The organism is Bacillus cereus group sp. BfR-BA-01383 (assembly GCF_022663495.1).
Lineage (GTDB): Bacteria > Bacillota > Bacilli > Bacillales > Bacillaceae_G > Bacillus_A > Bacillus_A cereus_AU.
Map to the genome: position 1 here is coordinate 19,472 of NZ_JAKUFP010000015.1, position 15,846 is coordinate 35,317.

Here is a 15,846-nt window from a genome sequence, read left to right on the forward strand (position 1 = left end):
TAGCATTACTACTCTTCTAATATTGATTCAATCTGTTTCATGTCCAGTTCATTCAATGATGCATCCACCGCTCTTACACTTTCTCTTATTTGCTCTGCCTGCTTTCCTCCAGGAATAACAGTATCAATTCCTTGTTTGTTTAATAACCACGCTAAAGCTAAATGCGATACTTCGATATTCTTTTCTTCAGCTAAACCTTTTAACTTTTCTACTTTCTTAAAGTTATTCTTATATGTATTTTCTTCAAATAAATTTACACTTTGGCGCCAATCACCTTCGTTCAATTTAAAATCTTCTGTATATTTACCACCCAATATACCAAAGGCAAGCGGTCCATATGGAATAAATGAAATACCTGCGTCAATACAATACGGCAATAGTTCTTTCTCAGCAGCACGATCTAACATATTGTATGGCGATTGTACAACATCTATATGTCCGTGTTGATTCGCTTCTTTTAATTGCTCTACGTTTACGTTTGATATTCCAATTGAACGGATTTTCCCTTCTTCTTTTAAACGAGTTAGCTCTCCGATTGAATCTATGTAACTTGTTTCAGAATTTGTAAAGTGTAAATAATATAAATCAATATAATCAGTTTGTAATCTTCTTAAGCTATTTTCCACAGCGTTTCATTTCAATTCGTGAAGAAGATCTAAATGCTAGATTCCCTGGTTTATTACATGTTGTATTTCATGCAACAGAGCCATACTAAAAACCTCTCATATGAATATGAGAGGTTTTTAATAATTGCTATTCTTTTAATAAATCTATTAATCCGTTCCCTTCAGATGTACGTTCATACCCTAAAGGTACAGTTCTTTTTATTAGTTGTGCGTATATTTCTGGCTCTGATAAGTTTCTACCATATTCTCTTTCGCACTGCTTAATAAGAAGTGCTAATGCTCCAGCAACATGTGGTGTCGCCATTGAAGTTCCACTTAATACCGCATATTTCCCTTCTGGATACGTAGATAGTATTTCATCACCTGGCGCTACTAAATCAATTTCTTGATTGGAATTACTAAAACAAGCAATTTTCCGCTCTAAATTGACAGCACCAACTTCAATTACCTCAGAGTAAGCACCTGGGAAGTCTAGTTCCTCTGTGTCATCATCGCAATCCCCATTATTGCCAGCCGCACACACAACGAGAACATCTTGCTGTACCGCATTTTGAATTGCTTCATGTAATTCCGGAACGTCTTGCGGTCCACCAAGTGACATTGAAATAATTCTCACTTTCTCTTTATTTGGCCCTCTCCAATTTACAGCATAATGAATGGCCTCAATAATTTGCTCATAACTTCCAGAACCATCTCCTGCTAAAACTTTTAATACTAACATTTTAGCAAGTGGTGCCACTCCTAATACGCCAACACCATTTTCAGTCGCTGCAATCGTCCCAGCTACATGAGTACCGTGTCCGTTATTATCAAGATAAGTATTTGGATCACCTTCATAATCTTTCGTGAAATTTTTTCCACCTATAATACGATCTTTTAAATCTATATGGTTGATATCACACCCTGTATCTAAAACAGCAACGACAATATCTTTTCCTTTCGCGCTCTTCTCCCATACTTGTGGAGCGTGAATCAGTTGTACACCTGGTGGAATTTCATTTACTTGTTCAACCACCTTGTTTACGGTAAACGGAATCAAATGTATACCTTTTTGTTTATTCGCCGTACTACTGTTCATCGTAATCCCTCCTGAAAATATATTATTTTCATTTCAGACCACTATTGAATAGGTTTAAATTTAACATTCGTTTTAACTGTTCTATTTCCCTTCATTTCAAATATTTCTCAATATAACTTACTAACATTTATCCCGCGATTTGCAGGCAATAACAGTTCGAGTGATTCAACGAATAAATAAAAATAAAAGGACCATTAAATGGCCCTTTTATAGTTTTTTTTAAAAATGCTATATAATTTTTAAAATAATATAAATGAAGACTAAACCTCACTCTTATTTAAAAATTTCTCTATTTCTTTTATTACATGTTTCGCTCCATCTATACTAACAGTAATGCTTCCATTTGCTAATGATATGTTCTGGTCTGAAACATCACCTGTTATTTGACACGCATTGTAAGGTTGATATTTTTGTAAAATGACTTTGTCTTCTTCTACAAAAATTTCAAGTGGTGATTTGATTTGTATTCCTAATACATCTCGTAATTCTTTAGGAATAACAATCCTTCCTAGTTCGTCTACTTTTCGAATAACTCCTGTTGCTTTCATATTACTCCCCCCTTACTCTATTAATTTTTCCACCTCGCTATTTCCATTTTATCACTATTTGGTAATGCTTGCCTCTTTTTAGAAATTTTTGTACCAAAGTTAAAAAAACACATTTAACGAATACGTAATCTCTCTTTCAATTGTTTTAAGTAACGAGATCGTATCATTAAGAAGTATACAATTTGGATTCCTATGAAAACACTTAATACAATCGTATTTTCTTTAAACAGTGAGTACTCAAACATATGTCCTAACGCAGTTAACGCTACTGCTCCATGTAATGTTGCAACGCCGATTGGTACGAAGAATAAAAGTGCTAGACGGATTGTGACTACCTTCGATAATTCCCCACTTGTTAATCCCACTTTTCGAATCATTGCGAACAAGCGAGTATCGTCCTCTAAATCGGAGAATAAACGGAAGTAAAGAAAACTTCCCGCACAAACGAAAAATACAATTCCGATAAAGAAACCTACGAATAAAATAGGGCCTGCAATTTGTAAGCTTTGATTTTGATCATACTCTTCTGCACTAAAAGTCGAATGTTCTTCATAGGGCTTAATCTGATGCGTAAGCTCCTTACCAACCTCAATTTCATCTTTCGTTCCTTTCGTTTTATACATATAATCTTTTTCTTCTTTAAATCCATCTTGTAATGAATCATATTGATTTTTAGATATTACATAAACATTACCTCTTAATATTTTACTTAATGAAGAAGTATTAACTTTTTTCACTTGTAAAGATTCATTCATATTTGGTAAAGTAATTTCTTTTCTTTCTTTCATCGGTGGTCCTGGTATTTCGACTGACAAAAATAAAGCCTCTTTATTTGATACAGTATTAAATGGTTCTCCTGTTAATTTTGCATATTCCTTATAATCCGATTCTTTTATAAAAATGGCGCTTCTTAAAGACTGCTCCTCCGTTTTCTTCGATGAAATATTTATTTTTGAAGCTGCTATATTATATTTCTTTAATCCTTCGTCAATCGTTTGTATATGCTGTGATTCGTTACTATTTCCTTGCTTAGAGTGGTAATGAAACGCAATTGGCTTCTCCATAATTCCTTTCGTCATTGATGCGAAGCCAACCAATGTACCTATTGCTGAAAATGCTACAGTTGAAATAATCGTTACAATAAAGAACATTCTTGCGTTATCTCTCATACGGTACGCTAAATCTGATAACGTAATAATATTAGTCTGTGTCCAATAGAAACGTTTACTTTTTTTACATAACCGTATAATAAAGACACTTAACTGCTTGTACAGCAAATGCGTACCAATAATGACTACCGTTGTAACAGGAATCATCATTACAAATACCATTGCACCATGTGACAGAAGTGCTCCCGCATATCCAGCACTAAGCAATACTATTGCTAATATAGAAGAAATAATAGATGCCTTCGGTTCTGGTTTCGCCTCTGCTGATCCTCTAAACAATTTCATAATTTTATTGTTACGAACCATTCCTGCACTAAACAATGAAATGATCATAAATAATATGAAAAACATAATGCTTGTTACAACAATTGCTTTCATCGGTATGTAATAGGATAAGGAGATGTCTAATTTCAATATCATCGGAGCTACAAATATTAATATCCCTGAAAATAACATACCTGAAAGAATCCCGAAAATAATTGCTCCTATTCCAATCATAATATTTTCAAAGAAGATAAGACGCTTTAATTGATATTTCGTCATACCTAGCATCATTAAAATTCCTAGTTCACGCTTTCTCGTTTTTAAAAACATTCCCATTGAATATAAAATAAAGAAGAATGTAAATAAGTAAATAATAGACTGTGCAAAAGACATACTTACGAATACGTACTGTCCTAATTCTCCCGCACTTAATGCTGGATGGAACGCAAAAAATGAATACACAAAAAAGGCCATAATAGCAAATGCGCTACTCAAAAAATAGGCTGAGTATGTCCGTCTATTTCGCGTTACATTCCGATATGCTAGTTCTCTAATGTTCATATTACTTCTCCGCCCTTCTACTAACTATGCTTTTATAGTAGTAAAGTACGGAAATACCTTCCATCGATTCAAATGACAAAAACCTTACATTATTGAAAGGTTTAAAAAATTGCTTAAACGAAGCAGTTTCATTATAATGACTACATTCATATTCATACACGCATCCTATTGTATATTCGTTAGTTTTGCGAAATAATAAAGGATAGAAGTATGTACCAATATATACATAAAATTTTTTTACAGCTTTAATATGAATAGGAGGAAAACATAATGACATTACAAGAACAGATTATGAAAGCATTACATGTTCAGCCTGTAATTGATGCGAAAGTAGAAATTCGTAAACGCGTTGATTTCTTAAAAGATTATGTAAAAAAAACAGGTGCGAAAGGATTTGTACTTGGAATTAGTGGCGGACAAGACTCTACATTAGCGGGACGTTTAGCTCAGCTTGCAGTTGAAGAAATTCGTAACGAAGGTGGTAACGCAACATTTATCGCTGTTCGCCTTCCTTACAAAGTGCAAAAAGATGAAGATGATGCACAATTAGCATTACAATTTATTCAAGCTGATCAATCAACTGCATTTGATATTGCTTCAACAGTTGATGCCTTTTCAAATCAATATGAAAACTTATTAGGTGAATCATTAACTGATTTCAATAAGGGTAACGTGAAAGCACGTATCCGTATGGTTACACAATATGCAATTGGTGGACAAAACGGTCTACTTGTTATCGGAACGGATCACGCTGCAGAAGCTGTAACAGGATTCTTTACAAAATTCGGAGATGGTGGTGCAGACCTATTACCATTAACAGGATTAACGAAGCGCCAAGGACGTGCTCTATTACAAGAATTAGGTGCAGACGAGCGACTTTACTTAAAAATGCCAACAGCTGATTTATTAGATAAAAAACCAGGTCAAGCTGACGAAACAGAGTTAGGTATTACATATGATCAATTAGATGACTATTTAGAAGGTAAAACAGTTCCAGCTGACGTTGCTGAAAAAATCGAGAAACGATACACAGTGAGTGAACATAAAAGACAAGTACCAGCGTCAATGTTTGATGATTGGTGGAAATAGAACATAAAAAAGAAGCTAAACTCATTTAGCTTCTTTTTTATGTGTTAGCGATATACTCCTACTCTTTTCTCTAGTAAATCTTGCAAACAATCTTCATGTTGTTTATTGAACAATGGGGGCATTTCGTCTAACGGGAAAAACTTCAAATCTAACGTTTCATCACCGTCTACTTTTTTCTCTCCTCCGGCAATTGAGCATGAAAAGAATATCACAATTGACTGGGCTCTGTCTCCATTTGGATATGTTTGAAAATATTTTGTATACACCCCGATAAGCTCATTTATTTCTACATCATAACCTGTTTCTTCTTGTATTTCTCGAATCGCAGTTTCTGCGGCAGATTCTCCGATTTCCATTGCACCGCCAGGAAATCCCCAAGCGTTAAAATCACCTCTTTTTTGCAGTAATACTTCTCCATGTTCATTCAACACACAACCACCCGCAAAATTTAAGAAAACACAATCATGCCCTACTTTTTCACGTAATTCTTTTATATAATTGGCCATCCTCTTCCCCTTTTCATACTTCTTCTATTGTTATTTCTTATCTTTTTCAAGCAATTCAATAATTCGATCTAGCTTCTGATTCATATTGAAAACATGCTGTTTTTTTGCAGCGCTGTTTTGCAATAATCTTTTTATAAACAAAGTAAATGATATGAAGAACAAAACTATAAGTCCGATTACTAGACAAGTATATATCAATGTAAATATATTACTTTCGAACAAGTTCATTCAGCTTTCACATCCCCTCCCTCTTATTTTATCACATTTTTATGAATATTCTCGAAAAATGAACAAACATAAAAAGAGCATCTTTTACAGATGCTCTTTTTCCATTAATTAATACGTAAATGTAATTGTCGCTAATGAATAACCTGTCATTGCACTATATGGCGCAACTTGATAAGATACACGCTTTGCACCTTTTGGCCAAGTGATTTCATTTAATACTTTCTTTATATCTTGCATCGTTCCGTCCATTGACTGCTTATATCGCACTTCTACTTTTTCTGGCTTGGAAGAGAATTGTTGCTGTAATTTTTTCTTAAATTCATTATAATTTTCCGCACCATATTGTGCAGACAAATACTTTAAATTCGTTTCTTTTAGCATTTGTTCATATACAACAGTTTTGGAATTACCAGCTTTTATTTTGTTTGTTAATTCACCAAAGTAACTTGTAGTTGCCGCTGGATATTTACTACGATCCCATTCATGATCTTTACTTAACTGCTCGTCAGACATATTAAAGTATGAATATGTTACGCGCCCAGCTTTATCAGGAACTGGATCATCAAATGTAGTATCAAGGTGGTACCACTTGTTATCAATGTTCACTAAATTCCATGCGTGAGCTTGTCCATTCCCTGTACCTGTTACAATATGATTTTGAATACCTGCTTCTTTTAGTAATTGATATGTTAACAATGTATATCCTTGGCAAACGGCAGAACGATTCGCTAACGCTTCATACGCTGTATATGCTTGATAAGAAGTATCATAGGATACATGTTTCACAACATAATCATGAATAGCTTTCACTTTTTCATGTTCATCCATGCCTTGTTTAATGATAGAATTTACAATTGATTTCGCCTGAGACTTTACATACTGTGTTTGTTCTTTTGATTCACGATATTTCACTTGTAATGTAAATGTATAATTCCCAGGCCTCCCTTTTATAGAATATTTAGTAGACTCTACATTATATTTCACATACTCATCAGCATCTACAATTTTATTATATTCTTTGTATAATTGGTCCATAACATCTCTAGCATTTCTATCTTTTGTTTTATATACGATTGTAATATTTTCATCTCGATTATCAATATGTTTTTTTAATTCTTTGCGAAAACCTTCTAACTGCTTAGCATCTGATTGTGTAGTCACTGCAGTCGATGTAGTTACCGCATAAGATACAGACGACGCGTGTAAGCCACCCATTACAATTGTTGAACAAAGTGCGGCAGCTGCCACATACTTACTTGTCTTTCCCATCTTGTCACTCCTTACATTCTATAACTATACGAAAAAGCATCGTATAGTTTCAGAGTATACAATACTTTTTAAAATAGGTCATATGAGATTATGCATATTAATTAATTCACACGAAAAAGGTTGTTCTTTTTAAAAGAACAACCTTTCTCATTAGCAAGTTTGTAATACACAGCATGTATTTTCAAAATGTCGATTTTTTAAGTCTTCATTTCCAATACAGAAATATAGCATGCCTAACTCTCCCCAAACCATATTACAATTTTTATGATCTGAATCAATTTGGAATAACAGTGTCATTTGTTGTGGGTCTATCCCCATATAGTCTCCTGTTTCATGTAATACTTCTTCTTGTACAGAGAATGGCTCCCCAAACATTTGGTGATTATCGTAGTTGTCTGGAATTAGCTCTTCAAGTAATTGCAAGAAACGATCTGAATCTGCCTCATCTTCAATGAAAAGCTCTGGTAATTTATAAGTCAGTTCAAAAGTAATTGCGCATTGGATATATTTCGCTTGTATTTCATCAGCTCTTCGTAATTGCTCTACAGGTATATCATAATAAAGTACACGCCCAGCTTGAAGTGGATTCACATCTTCTTCAAAGTAATTTTCAATACTAAAGAAATATAACATTCCTGTCTTAGGAAGATTGTGATCCATACCAACGTTTTGCAAATCACTTAAATTAAATTGCGCGATAAAATGTAACGGATTTCCTTTATACATTGGATATTCAAATGAATCCGGTAAATCAGGAACTCCCCCCATTTTCGAACTACCTATTGCTATTGTTTCCTGCTGATTCGGCACAACTTTTATACAAGGAAATACAGTATTAATAAGTTCCTCTTTTAAATGTGTCAGTCCATATTTATCAATTAATACTTCAATTTTCTTTTCCATAAATTCTCCTTACATTTCTATACTTATTTGTATCATAGCACAAAGATTATACTCCATTCATCGTAAAACCAACAAGTCTTCAAAAAACGGGCTCATCCTTCATACGCGAACAAGTTTAAAAAAGCATAGTATACATTGTTCCTACAAACACGATAGTTCATTATTTCTTCCAGTACATTTTCCCCTCGTTCATTTTCATTTTTAATTTAAGGAGGAATTCCACATGGGTTACGGATATAGTTGCGGCGGTTACGGCGGTTACGGTTACGGCGGTAGTTGTGGTGGATGTGGTTATGGAGGTTTCGCTTTATTAATCGTTTTATTTATCCTTCTAATCATCATCGGAGCTAGCTGTTGGGGCGGCTTTGTAGGCTGCTAGTAAATTTAAAAACTATTGTAAAAAAGCACGTATAATACGTGCTTTTTTGCCATTTTCAATTTTTTCATTCGAAAGGAAGTATGTTTAATGAAGATTGATGGTGTTTTTGAAGGAGGCGGTGTACGCGGAATTGCACATGTAGGGGCAATTTGCGCGTTAGCTGAAAAAGGTTATGAATGGGAGCGCGTAGCAGGGACATCAGCTGGTGCAATTATCGCAGCGCTTGTAGCTGCAGGCTATTCTTGTTCAGAGTTAAAAACCATTATAACTGATATTGATTATAACAAATTTACGAAAAAAACTTTCATTGACAGAATTCCGTTTATTGGAAAAGGACTAAGCGCTTGGTCTACTCTAGGTATTTATTCTAATGTATTTTTAGAAGAATGGCTCGAAGAATTACTTCGAAAAAAAGGAGTTCATTTATTTACAGATTTACCTGATCTAAACAAACTTAAAATTATCGCTTCGGATATAAGCAACGGTAAAATGGTTGTCTTTCCAGATGACTTACCAAGCTACGGATTTTTAAATTATCGCTTCTCTATCGCTAAAGCTGTAAGAATGAGTAGTACAATCCCTTACTTCTTTGAACCAGTAAAATGGAGAACTCCAAAATGGAAGCAACCTTGTTATATGGTAGATGGAGGCATTTTAAGCAATTATCCAATTTGGATTTTCGACTCACCTACCTCTCCCCGCTGGCCAACTTTCGGATTTCATTTTGTAAAAGATGAAATTCAAGCTGATCCTGCACATTATAAAGAACCTATTTCCATGTTCAAAGGTCTATTTAAAACAATGATGCAAGCTCATGATTTACGTCATTTAGATAAGGAATCAAAAGCAAGAACAATCACAATTCCAACAGGAGCTATTACAAGTACAAATTTTGAGTTAACAAAAGAAGAAAAAGAATGGCTTTACAATTCCGGTTATAATGCTGCTAATAAGTTTTTAGAATCTTGGAACTTCAGACAATATATTGATGAATATAGAGACGGAAATCAGGATCGCAAAAAAAATCGGTATTTCCGTCAACTTGACTCATAATTATATTATTTTCCCTATCACACTTTAATAGTAAATAAGCCTAATAATCTAGTATATTATTAGGCTTATTTACTTCGTATGTACTTTCCCATTATTTAAGGATAAGTTAACCCTTCTGCTTCTTCTGCGGTAATTACTATGTAACGATTTCCAGTTCTTAACCCTAGCAATTCTGCCTTTTCAATCGCTTCCTGCTTTGTCTCCGCATAAGCAGCTAAATATTTATCCCCATCAATCATTTGGCAAATCACATATTGTTTCATGGTTTTCTCCTTTTACCCTTTAATTAATTGCGCGACTTTTTTTATTCCAACTTCAATTTCTTCTACAGTTGCATATGAATAAGAAAGGCGCAAAAATTGGTTTGCACTTCTATCATACAAAGTACCCGGATTTAATAAAATCTTTTCTTGCAAAGCTTTGTCAAATAAACTACGATTCGAAATTGGTAGATTTATATGTAGCCAAATGTAAAAGCTTCCTGCTGGCTCATGCCAAGTTGCAATGCCACTACAATACTTCTTTAACATACTTACCATAAAGTCCCTACGTTTTTTAAGCTCACTTCTTACAAACTGTAAATGTTCCTCATACAATCCATTTGTAAACCACTCTGCCGCAATTTGCTGAGATATAGAACTCGAGCCATAATCTGTTTGCATTTTTATATCTGCCAATCTTTGAATCACTGGTTCAGATCCAACAATCCATCCAATTCTTAAACCTGGACTAATTACTTTAGACATACTTCCGATATGTAGTACGATCCCGTTTTTATCATATGCTTTTAAAGGCTTTGAAATGGGTGCATCGATCCATAAGTCTTGATACACTGCGTCTTCTATAATAGGCAATCCAATTTCATTACATATTTCCATCACTTCTTTTCGTTTCTTCTCATTCATAGTAAAGTTCGTCGGATTATGAAAAGACGGAATTGTATATAAAATAGATGCATTAAATTGCTTCTTATATTTCGCAATATATGATGCATTTAGCCCACTCTCATCCATTGGCATTCCGATTAAACGCATTCCTGCTGATTGAAAAACATTAAGCGAATATAAATATGATGGTTTTTCTAATAAGATTGATGCCCCTTTCGGAAGCAGCCCCATAGAAATAAGTTGCAGTGCTTGAATTGCCCCTGAAACAATTAAAATAGAGTCAGGAGATACATATACACCATGCCCTTTTAAATAGTCCACAATTTTCTTCCTTAAATAAAGATTTCCTTTCGGCTCTTCATACCCCAGTGTCACGTTTGATTTTAAAAGCTTATTCATTATTACTTTCATCTTTTTTTCAGGTAAAAGACTTGGCGCGAGCTCTCCTGTTCCTAAACGAATCACATTTGGATAAAATTCAGCTTGATTAATCTCTTGAATAGCAGGAAGGTTCGGATAATGAAGTCCTGTTTCTACATAAGACTGCCAATTAGGAGGCGGGGCGTATGTTGAAGTATTCTCATTATTATTTACAACAAACGTTCCCTTCCGGCCATTTCCTTCAATATATCCTTTTGCCACTAATTCATCGAAAGCCATTACAATTGTGCTTCGATTCACACCAAATGTATGAGCCAAATCCCTTTGTGAAGGTAATTTTGTTCCAACGGTCCATTCTCCATTAACAATTCTTTCTTTAATATACATTTCTATTTGTTTATACAAAGGAGTCGGTAGAGACATACTTGGTTTCCAAACTAATCTTTCCATCATATCACCTTACATTCTTTTTGGTTGGTAACCTCCCCAACCATATGGATGGATACAAATTTTCATTTCTTCTATACAATATACACTATCATAATAAATTTAAGTAGGAGGTAATATGATGAGTGAAGCGATTATTCATGGTGTCATCCTTGCATTCGGTCTTATCATTCCATTAGGTGTCCAAAATGTTTTCGTTTTTAACCAAGGTGCGAGTCAGCCAAATGTTTGGAGGGCAGCCCCCGTAGTATTAACTGCCTCTATATGTGATACGTTACTAATATTAATTGCAGTGCAGGGTGTCTCCCTTGTACTCCTTACTTTTTCTTGGCTAACTAACGCGTTATATATGATTGGATTTTTCTTTCTCATATATATGGGCTGGGTTATTTGGAGAAGTAACCCTTCCAATGATGTAAAACAAGAAAAAAGTATGCCGTTAAAAAAACAAATACTTTTCGCTGCATCGGTCTCGTTATTAAATCCACATGCAATTTTAGATACGATCGGTGTAATTGGAACAAATTCGATTCAATACATAGGAAGTGAAAAATGGGCTTTTACAGCTGCCACTATTATCGTTTCTTGGATTTGGTTTATTAGCTTAGCTTTAGCTGGGAAATTTTTAAAAAGGCTAGACTCGACTGGAAAAACAATCGCATTATTAAATAAATTTTCAGGACTCATCATTTGGGGAGTCGCGCTTTATATGTTAAAACAAGTTATTTTTTAAATAAATACAGAGAACCGCATGCTAATTACACATCATGCAGTTCTCTTTGTAATTATGAAGTCGGTTCCGTGTTCTGTTTTACCATCTTTGTATCCTTTGCTGGTTTAATCCAAATCATTGCTATAACAGCACCAATAACAGCGAAAACACTCGTTAAATAAAACACTTCATGATCCGTCCCTTTCATAAAAAAAGAATATAGGGGTGGTCCAGCTGCTACACCAATAAATCGCATTGAACTATAAAATGACGTAACTGTTCCCCTCTGCTCCTTTTCAATCCCTTGTGTAATTAGGGCATCTAAACACGGGAGTGCCATCCCAATTCCTATTCCCATAATAACGAGACAAAGAAGTAGTAAATAGATTCCTTTTATAAATAAAGGTATTACGACTGATGCAGCTGCAAGTAAAAAACCAATATAAATACACTTCTTCATAACATTTTGATTATCTCCAATCTTTTTACCAGCCATATATGAACTAAGTGATAGTACAAGCAAAGGAATAGCAAGTACACATCCTTTCCAAATACCATGAATGTCATACTTTGACTCCAGTATAGTAGACAAATAAAAGAGAATTCCGAATAAAATAAGCATAATAATTGCACCTAGTACAAAAATGGCAATTAACCATCTTCCCTTTTCTCGAAACGTAGAGATAATAGATTGAATAAATTCTTTTAGTGGTGGTAATTCTCCTTCTTGTTTCTTCGCCTTTACTAATACCAATAATAAAACAATCGATATTACACATAAAACTGGAATTGCCCAAAATGGTAAGAACCATACAATGGCAGCTAGAGCTGATCCCAATATGGGACTCAATACTTTTCCAAATGTATTTGACGTCTCAATGATTCCTAAGCCTGCACTAACCTGTTTTTCATCCTTGTATAAATCACCTACACATGGTATGACAACTGGCATAGCACCAGCAGCCCCAATACCTTGAATTGCTCTACCTATAAGTATCCAAGTGTAGGGATTATCAACTTTCCATGACACCCAACCAGTTACCGCTCCTCCGATAGCTGCAATCAGTAAACTTGGAACCATTACCATCTTTCGTCCCCATCTATCTGATAAATAACCAGCAATCGGAATGAGCAAAATTGCAACGATAGAATAAATTGTTATAATCATGGATACTTGAAACGATGAAATATGTAATTTCTTTTCAATAGTCGGCAGGATTGGAATGAGCATTGAATTCCCTAATGTCATAACAAGTGGAACTGATGCAAGCGCAATCAAACAACAGTTTTCTTTTTTTAACATGTTGATTTCTGAACCTTTCATCATATATTTCTTACCATATAATAGCCCTGCTGGAACGTAATGTTCATTCCACCAGGGCTATTACATCGTCACTACCTTCCCATTCACAACAAAAGAAATAGGTTAAAATATAGCGTTATTTCTATTCTTTGAATCCAGTTCGTTATATATCCATACCAATTAATTGAAAATAAAAAAGAAAGGAAGGATCCTTCCTTTCTCCTATAACCTTCTACATTTAGCGAGTATATCCGCCACCAAGCTGTTGTTCTGCCATCGCTACAAGACGTTTTGTGATTTCACCGCCTACAGAACCGTTTGCACGTGAAGAAGTATCAGCTCCAAGTTGTACACCGAACTCTTGTGCAATTTCATATTTCATTTGATCTAGAGCTGCTTGTGCTCCATGTGATGCCAATTGATTAGCGTTACGATTTCTAGCCATTACCGATCACCTCCTTATTTATATATAAATTGTGTTAAATTTGAAATTAAATACATGGTAATTTTTGGTTATTTTTCATCATAAAAAAAGAGTCTCTAAACGAGACTCTTACATCATTTCATTTTAAGAAGTTACTACTACCAAATTTCTATTTGTTAATACTTTCATTTCTTCTCTTAATATCTCTTTCGCGTTATGTCCAAACCATTCGAGTGAAGCGAAATGGTCAGTATCTCTCACTTCCTGAATAATCTCATCATAATTTACGACACCTTCAAATAATGGGACCATACCAATCCGGCTTCCTGCTGCTGCATATACATTATTAGGTTCAAACACATGTAAATAATCTGCTGACGATATATTCTTAAAATGATAATGTTGTATCCACGGCCTTAATCGGTGGAAACTGTCTATTGGATCTGCACCAGACTCCCATATATGAAGAAAATCAAGGTTTATTTTCAAATTCGGATGATTTACCTCTTCTAATAATCCGATAGTAGAAGGCAACGTATCCGTTAACGTATTTGGATGTGTTTCTAAAAGTACATACATATTGTGCTGCGTAAATAAATCACAAATCTTGCGAATTCGCTTCACATACTCTTTCCTCTCTTGCTCCGAGAGGTCTTCACTCCCTTTTTGTCCAGCAAACGTACGTATTTTGTTTGTATGGAACCAATTCGCTAGCGTTATCAGTTGTTCACACTTCTCTATCGTTTTTTCAAAATTTGCTGATAAGGATATGTCTAAGTAATCACTAATCATCGTAATTTCTAAATTTTTATCCTTTAAAAAAGCCAATTCTCGTTCTGTCGTTTCACGCTCTTGCATATACAAATTTTGTGCATGAGTCCCCCACAATTCAATCCCTTCAAAACCGTTTTCGTATGCAAATTGAACAATATCAGTAAATGAAATTAATTGATGGCGAAATGAAATGGTACATAGCGAATATTTCATAGGTTTAAACTCCCTTATCTTAAATTCAGTTAACTTTTTAAAGAGTTATGACAGACTGATTTGTCTGCATATCTTTCCATGACAGAAACTGTCTCTCTAATTCATCCTTAATTTGCAGTTCCATTGTATTCATTTCATCTAACTTTTTAACAATTGATAATAACATATCTTTATTGTTCGTCATCGCCATTTTAAATGCACGATACTGTACATTTGTAAATCCTTGTACAATATCTTCCACCCGATCACACCAATAATCAAACTCTTGCTCTGAATATTGTAACGTTTCGCGGAAATACGCAAAGGCATGTTCATAACTATATTTACGAATTGCGAGTACTGGTATTTGTTTTACTGCCGCTACAAGCCTAGAAACTGAATACCCATCTTCCTCGTTTGCCATTTTTATAATTAAATTTTTCAATTCCATAGTCAGTTCATTATCATGTTTTTTGAATGTTTCTGCGAAATAACTAGCTACCATCTCTTTTGTTGGTTCCTGAACTCCTTCAATATCAATGTAATACCCTCCACCAAATGGGTTGTCTTGAACAGAATGAAGCACTTTTTCTCTTTCCATATTCCCTTCCCAACGAAAATCAGGATCTAACATGAACCATTCTTCTTCTTTCTCTGTCTTCGATATCATTAAATAATGTGGAAACGGTTTTTGATGAAATTTATTTTCCCTCTCTGGTAATAGAGACATATCAACCATTACAATTACGTAACGATTTTCCGGTTTATTTTCTACTAATTCTAAAAATGTTTCTACATTGCTATCTTTATCTTTTGCATGATCATACCATTCGTTCACTTTAATACCATACAATTTTTCAAACCAAAGTAAGTAATTATCATGGTTAATATTTTCAGAGTGATACGAAATAATTCCGCTTTCTGTTATATCAAAATCTCCATCCCATAATCCAAAATAAAATGGACGAAAATCTATATCGCTACGCCTTTTAATAATTTCACAAAAACAACTCACTAAACAGTGAACTTTAATTGAAGTCATACTCTCATCCA

The 15,846-nt window shown here is 34.4% G+C and carries 17 protein-coding genes and 2 pseudogenes; 5 read left to right on the plus strand and 14 right to left on the minus strand.

Features of this window, described 5'->3' with window-relative positions; all coding sequences use genetic code 11:
* Positions 1-8: 8 nt before the first annotated feature.
* Positions 9-632 (minus strand): annotated as a pseudogene (locus tag MR065_RS15355) (aldo/keto reductase); the annotation flags it as partial.
* On the opposite strand from MR065_RS15355, the pseudogene MR065_RS15360 reads away from it, so the two are divergent.
* A pseudogene (locus MR065_RS15360) lies at positions 626-715 on the plus strand (transcriptional regulator); the annotation flags it as partial. The pseudogenes MR065_RS15355 and MR065_RS15360 sit on opposite strands and share 7 nt — an antisense overlap.
* Before the next feature lie 38 nt (positions 716-753).
* On the opposite strand, the gene MR065_RS15365 reads toward MR065_RS15360, so the two are convergent.
* From MR065_RS15365 to MR065_RS15375, 3 genes are all read right to left on the minus strand, one after another.
* Positions 754-1,704 (minus strand): serine protease, encoded by a 951-nt coding sequence (locus MR065_RS15365; RefSeq protein ID WP_242214249.1) that lies wholly within the window; start codon positions 1,702-1,704, stop codon positions 754-756.
* Positions 1,705-1,964: 260 nt separating this feature from the next.
* A complete protein-coding gene (locus tag MR065_RS15370; protein WP_097906030.1) occupies positions 1,965-2,252 on the minus strand; it encodes an AbrB/MazE/SpoVT family DNA-binding domain-containing protein in 288 nt (95 codons plus the stop codon).
* A 113-nt stretch (positions 2,253-2,365) separates the two neighbouring features.
* Positions 2,366-4,246: an FtsX-like permease family protein gene (locus MR065_RS15375; RefSeq protein WP_242214250.1), complete on the minus strand. Its 1,881-nt coding sequence runs from the start codon at positions 4,244-4,246 to the stop codon at positions 2,366-2,368.
* A 270-nt stretch (positions 4,247-4,516) separates the two neighbouring features.
* Here MR065_RS15375 and nadE point away from each other — a divergent pair, with 270 nt between their 5' ends.
* Complete coding sequence (nadE, locus tag MR065_RS15380; protein ID WP_242214251.1) at positions 4,517-5,335, plus strand: ammonia-dependent NAD(+) synthetase; 819 nt, start codon at positions 4,517-4,519, stop codon at positions 5,333-5,335.
* Positions 5,336-5,379: 44 nt separating this feature from the next.
* On the opposite strand, the gene MR065_RS15385 is transcribed toward nadE, so the two are convergent.
* From MR065_RS15385 to MR065_RS15400, 4 genes are all read right to left on the minus strand, one after another.
* On the minus strand, positions 5,380-5,841 hold the full coding sequence (locus tag MR065_RS15385) for an NUDIX hydrolase (protein ID WP_242214252.1): 462 nt from the start codon (positions 5,839-5,841) through the stop codon (positions 5,380-5,382).
* Between the two features lie 30 nt (positions 5,842-5,871).
* On the minus strand, positions 5,872-6,069 hold the full coding sequence (locus tag MR065_RS15390) for a DUF4083 domain-containing protein (protein ID WP_242214253.1): 198 nt from the start codon (positions 6,067-6,069) through the stop codon (positions 5,872-5,874).
* A 108-nt stretch (positions 6,070-6,177) separates the two neighbouring features.
* A complete protein-coding gene (locus MR065_RS15395; protein WP_242214254.1) occupies positions 6,178-7,338 on the minus strand; it encodes a transglutaminase domain-containing protein in 1,161 nt (386 codons plus the stop codon).
* A 150-nt stretch (positions 7,339-7,488) separates the two neighbouring features.
* Positions 7,489-8,241, minus strand: a complete 753-nt coding sequence (locus tag MR065_RS15400) for a YwqG family protein (RefSeq protein ID WP_242214255.1) — start codon at positions 8,239-8,241, stop codon at positions 7,489-7,491.
* Between the two features lie 223 nt (positions 8,242-8,464).
* Here MR065_RS15400 and MR065_RS15405 point away from each other — a divergent pair, with 223 nt between their 5' ends.
* Positions 8,465-8,620, plus strand: coding sequence for a YjcZ family sporulation protein (locus tag MR065_RS15405; protein ID WP_000540424.1), 156 nt, complete (start codon positions 8,465-8,467; stop codon positions 8,618-8,620).
* 87 nt (positions 8,621-8,707) lie between these two features.
* On the plus strand, positions 8,708-9,673 hold the full coding sequence (locus tag MR065_RS15410; protein WP_242214256.1) for a patatin-like phospholipase family protein: 966 nt from the start codon (positions 8,708-8,710) through the stop codon (positions 9,671-9,673).
* A gap of 95 nt (positions 9,674-9,768) precedes the next feature.
* Here MR065_RS15410 and MR065_RS15415 read toward each other — a convergent pair whose 3' ends face one another.
* The gene (locus MR065_RS15415) at positions 9,769-9,936 is read right to left on the minus strand and encodes a DUF3933 family protein (RefSeq protein WP_242214257.1); all 168 of its coding nucleotides are present in this window, start codon (positions 9,934-9,936) and stop codon (positions 9,769-9,771) included.
* Positions 9,937-9,948: 12 nt separating this feature from the next.
* The gene (locus MR065_RS15420) at positions 9,949-11,391 is read right to left on the minus strand and encodes an aminotransferase-like domain-containing protein (RefSeq protein WP_242214258.1); all 1,443 of its coding nucleotides are present in this window, start codon (positions 11,389-11,391) and stop codon (positions 9,949-9,951) included.
* A gap of 118 nt (positions 11,392-11,509) precedes the next feature.
* Here MR065_RS15420 and MR065_RS15425 point away from each other — a divergent pair, with 118 nt between their 5' ends.
* Entirely contained in the window at positions 11,510-12,121 is a 612-nt protein-coding gene (locus MR065_RS15425; RefSeq protein ID WP_242214259.1) for a LysE/ArgO family amino acid transporter, read from the plus strand.
* 52 nt (positions 12,122-12,173) lie between these two features.
* On the opposite strand, the gene MR065_RS15430 is transcribed toward MR065_RS15425, so the two are convergent.
* The 4 genes from MR065_RS15430 to MR065_RS15445 all read right to left on the minus strand — a co-directional run bounded on the left by MR065_RS15430 (position 12,174) and on the right by MR065_RS15445 (position 15,835).
* Positions 12,174-13,403 (minus strand): bacillibactin exporter BcbE, encoded by a 1,230-nt coding sequence (locus MR065_RS15430; RefSeq protein WP_242214315.1) that lies wholly within the window; start codon positions 13,401-13,403, stop codon positions 12,174-12,176.
* 238 nt (positions 13,404-13,641) lie between these two features.
* Complete coding sequence (locus tag MR065_RS15435; protein ID WP_000113539.1) at positions 13,642-13,848, minus strand: alpha/beta-type small acid-soluble spore protein; 207 nt, start codon at positions 13,846-13,848, stop codon at positions 13,642-13,644.
* Positions 13,849-13,971: 123 nt separating this feature from the next.
* A complete protein-coding gene (locus MR065_RS15440; protein WP_242214260.1) occupies positions 13,972-14,814 on the minus strand; it encodes a sugar phosphate isomerase/epimerase family protein in 843 nt (280 codons plus the stop codon).
* Between the two features lie 37 nt (positions 14,815-14,851).
* Entirely contained in the window at positions 14,852-15,835 is a 984-nt protein-coding gene (locus MR065_RS15445) for a DUF6005 family protein (RefSeq protein WP_242214261.1), read from the minus strand.
* Between the last annotated feature and the right edge of the window lie 11 nt (positions 15,836-15,846).

Excerpts from the sequence above, each read along its gene's own strand:
- MR065_RS15390 (WP_242214253.1), bottom strand. The coding sequence starts at position 6,069 with ATGAACTTGTTCGAAAGTAATATATTTACATTGATATATACTTGTCTA.
- MR065_RS15365 (WP_242214249.1), bottom strand. The coding sequence starts at position 1,704 with ATGAACAGTAGTACGGCGAATAAACAAAAAGGTATACATTTGATTCCG.
- MR065_RS15435 (WP_000113539.1), bottom strand. The coding sequence starts at position 13,848 with ATGGCTAGAAATCGTAACGCTAATCAATTGGCATCACATGGAGCACAA.
- MR065_RS15385 (WP_242214252.1), bottom strand. The coding sequence starts at position 5,841 with ATGGCCAATTATATAAAAGAATTACGTGAAAAAGTAGGGCATGATTGT.
- MR065_RS15405 (WP_000540424.1), top strand. The coding sequence starts at position 8,465 with ATGGGTTACGGATATAGTTGCGGCGGTTACGGCGGTTACGGTTACGGC.
- MR065_RS15375 (WP_242214250.1), bottom strand. The coding sequence starts at position 4,246 with ATGAACATTAGAGAACTAGCATATCGGAATGTAACGCGAAATAGACGG.
- MR065_RS15420 (WP_242214258.1), bottom strand. The coding sequence starts at position 11,391 with ATGGAAAGATTAGTTTGGAAACCAAGTATGTCTCTACCGACTCCTTTG.
- MR065_RS15395 (WP_242214254.1), bottom strand. The coding sequence starts at position 7,338 with ATGGGAAAGACAAGTAAGTATGTGGCAGCTGCCGCACTTTGTTCAACA.
- MR065_RS15370 (WP_097906030.1), bottom strand. The coding sequence starts at position 2,252 with ATGAAAGCAACAGGAGTTATTCGAAAAGTAGACGAACTAGGAAGGATT.
- MR065_RS15400 (WP_242214255.1), bottom strand. The coding sequence starts at position 8,241 with ATGGAAAAGAAAATTGAAGTATTAATTGATAAATATGGACTGACACAT.
- MR065_RS15445 (WP_242214261.1), bottom strand. The coding sequence starts at position 15,835 with ATGACTTCAATTAAAGTTCACTGTTTAGTGAGTTGTTTTTGTGAAATT.
- MR065_RS15430 (WP_242214315.1), bottom strand. The coding sequence starts at position 13,403 with ATGTTAAAAAAAGAAAACTGTTGTTTGATTGCGCTTGCATCAGTTCCA.
- MR065_RS15440 (WP_242214260.1), bottom strand. The coding sequence starts at position 14,814 with ATGAAATATTCGCTATGTACCATTTCATTTCGCCATCAATTAATTTCA.
- MR065_RS15415 (WP_242214257.1), bottom strand. The coding sequence starts at position 9,936 with ATGAAACAATATGTGATTTGCCAAATGATTGATGGGGATAAATATTTA.
- MR065_RS15410 (WP_242214256.1), top strand. The coding sequence starts at position 8,708 with ATGAAGATTGATGGTGTTTTTGAAGGAGGCGGTGTACGCGGAATTGCA.
- MR065_RS15425 (WP_242214259.1), top strand. The coding sequence starts at position 11,510 with ATGAGTGAAGCGATTATTCATGGTGTCATCCTTGCATTCGGTCTTATC.
- nadE (WP_242214251.1), top strand. The coding sequence starts at position 4,517 with ATGACATTACAAGAACAGATTATGAAAGCATTACATGTTCAGCCTGTA.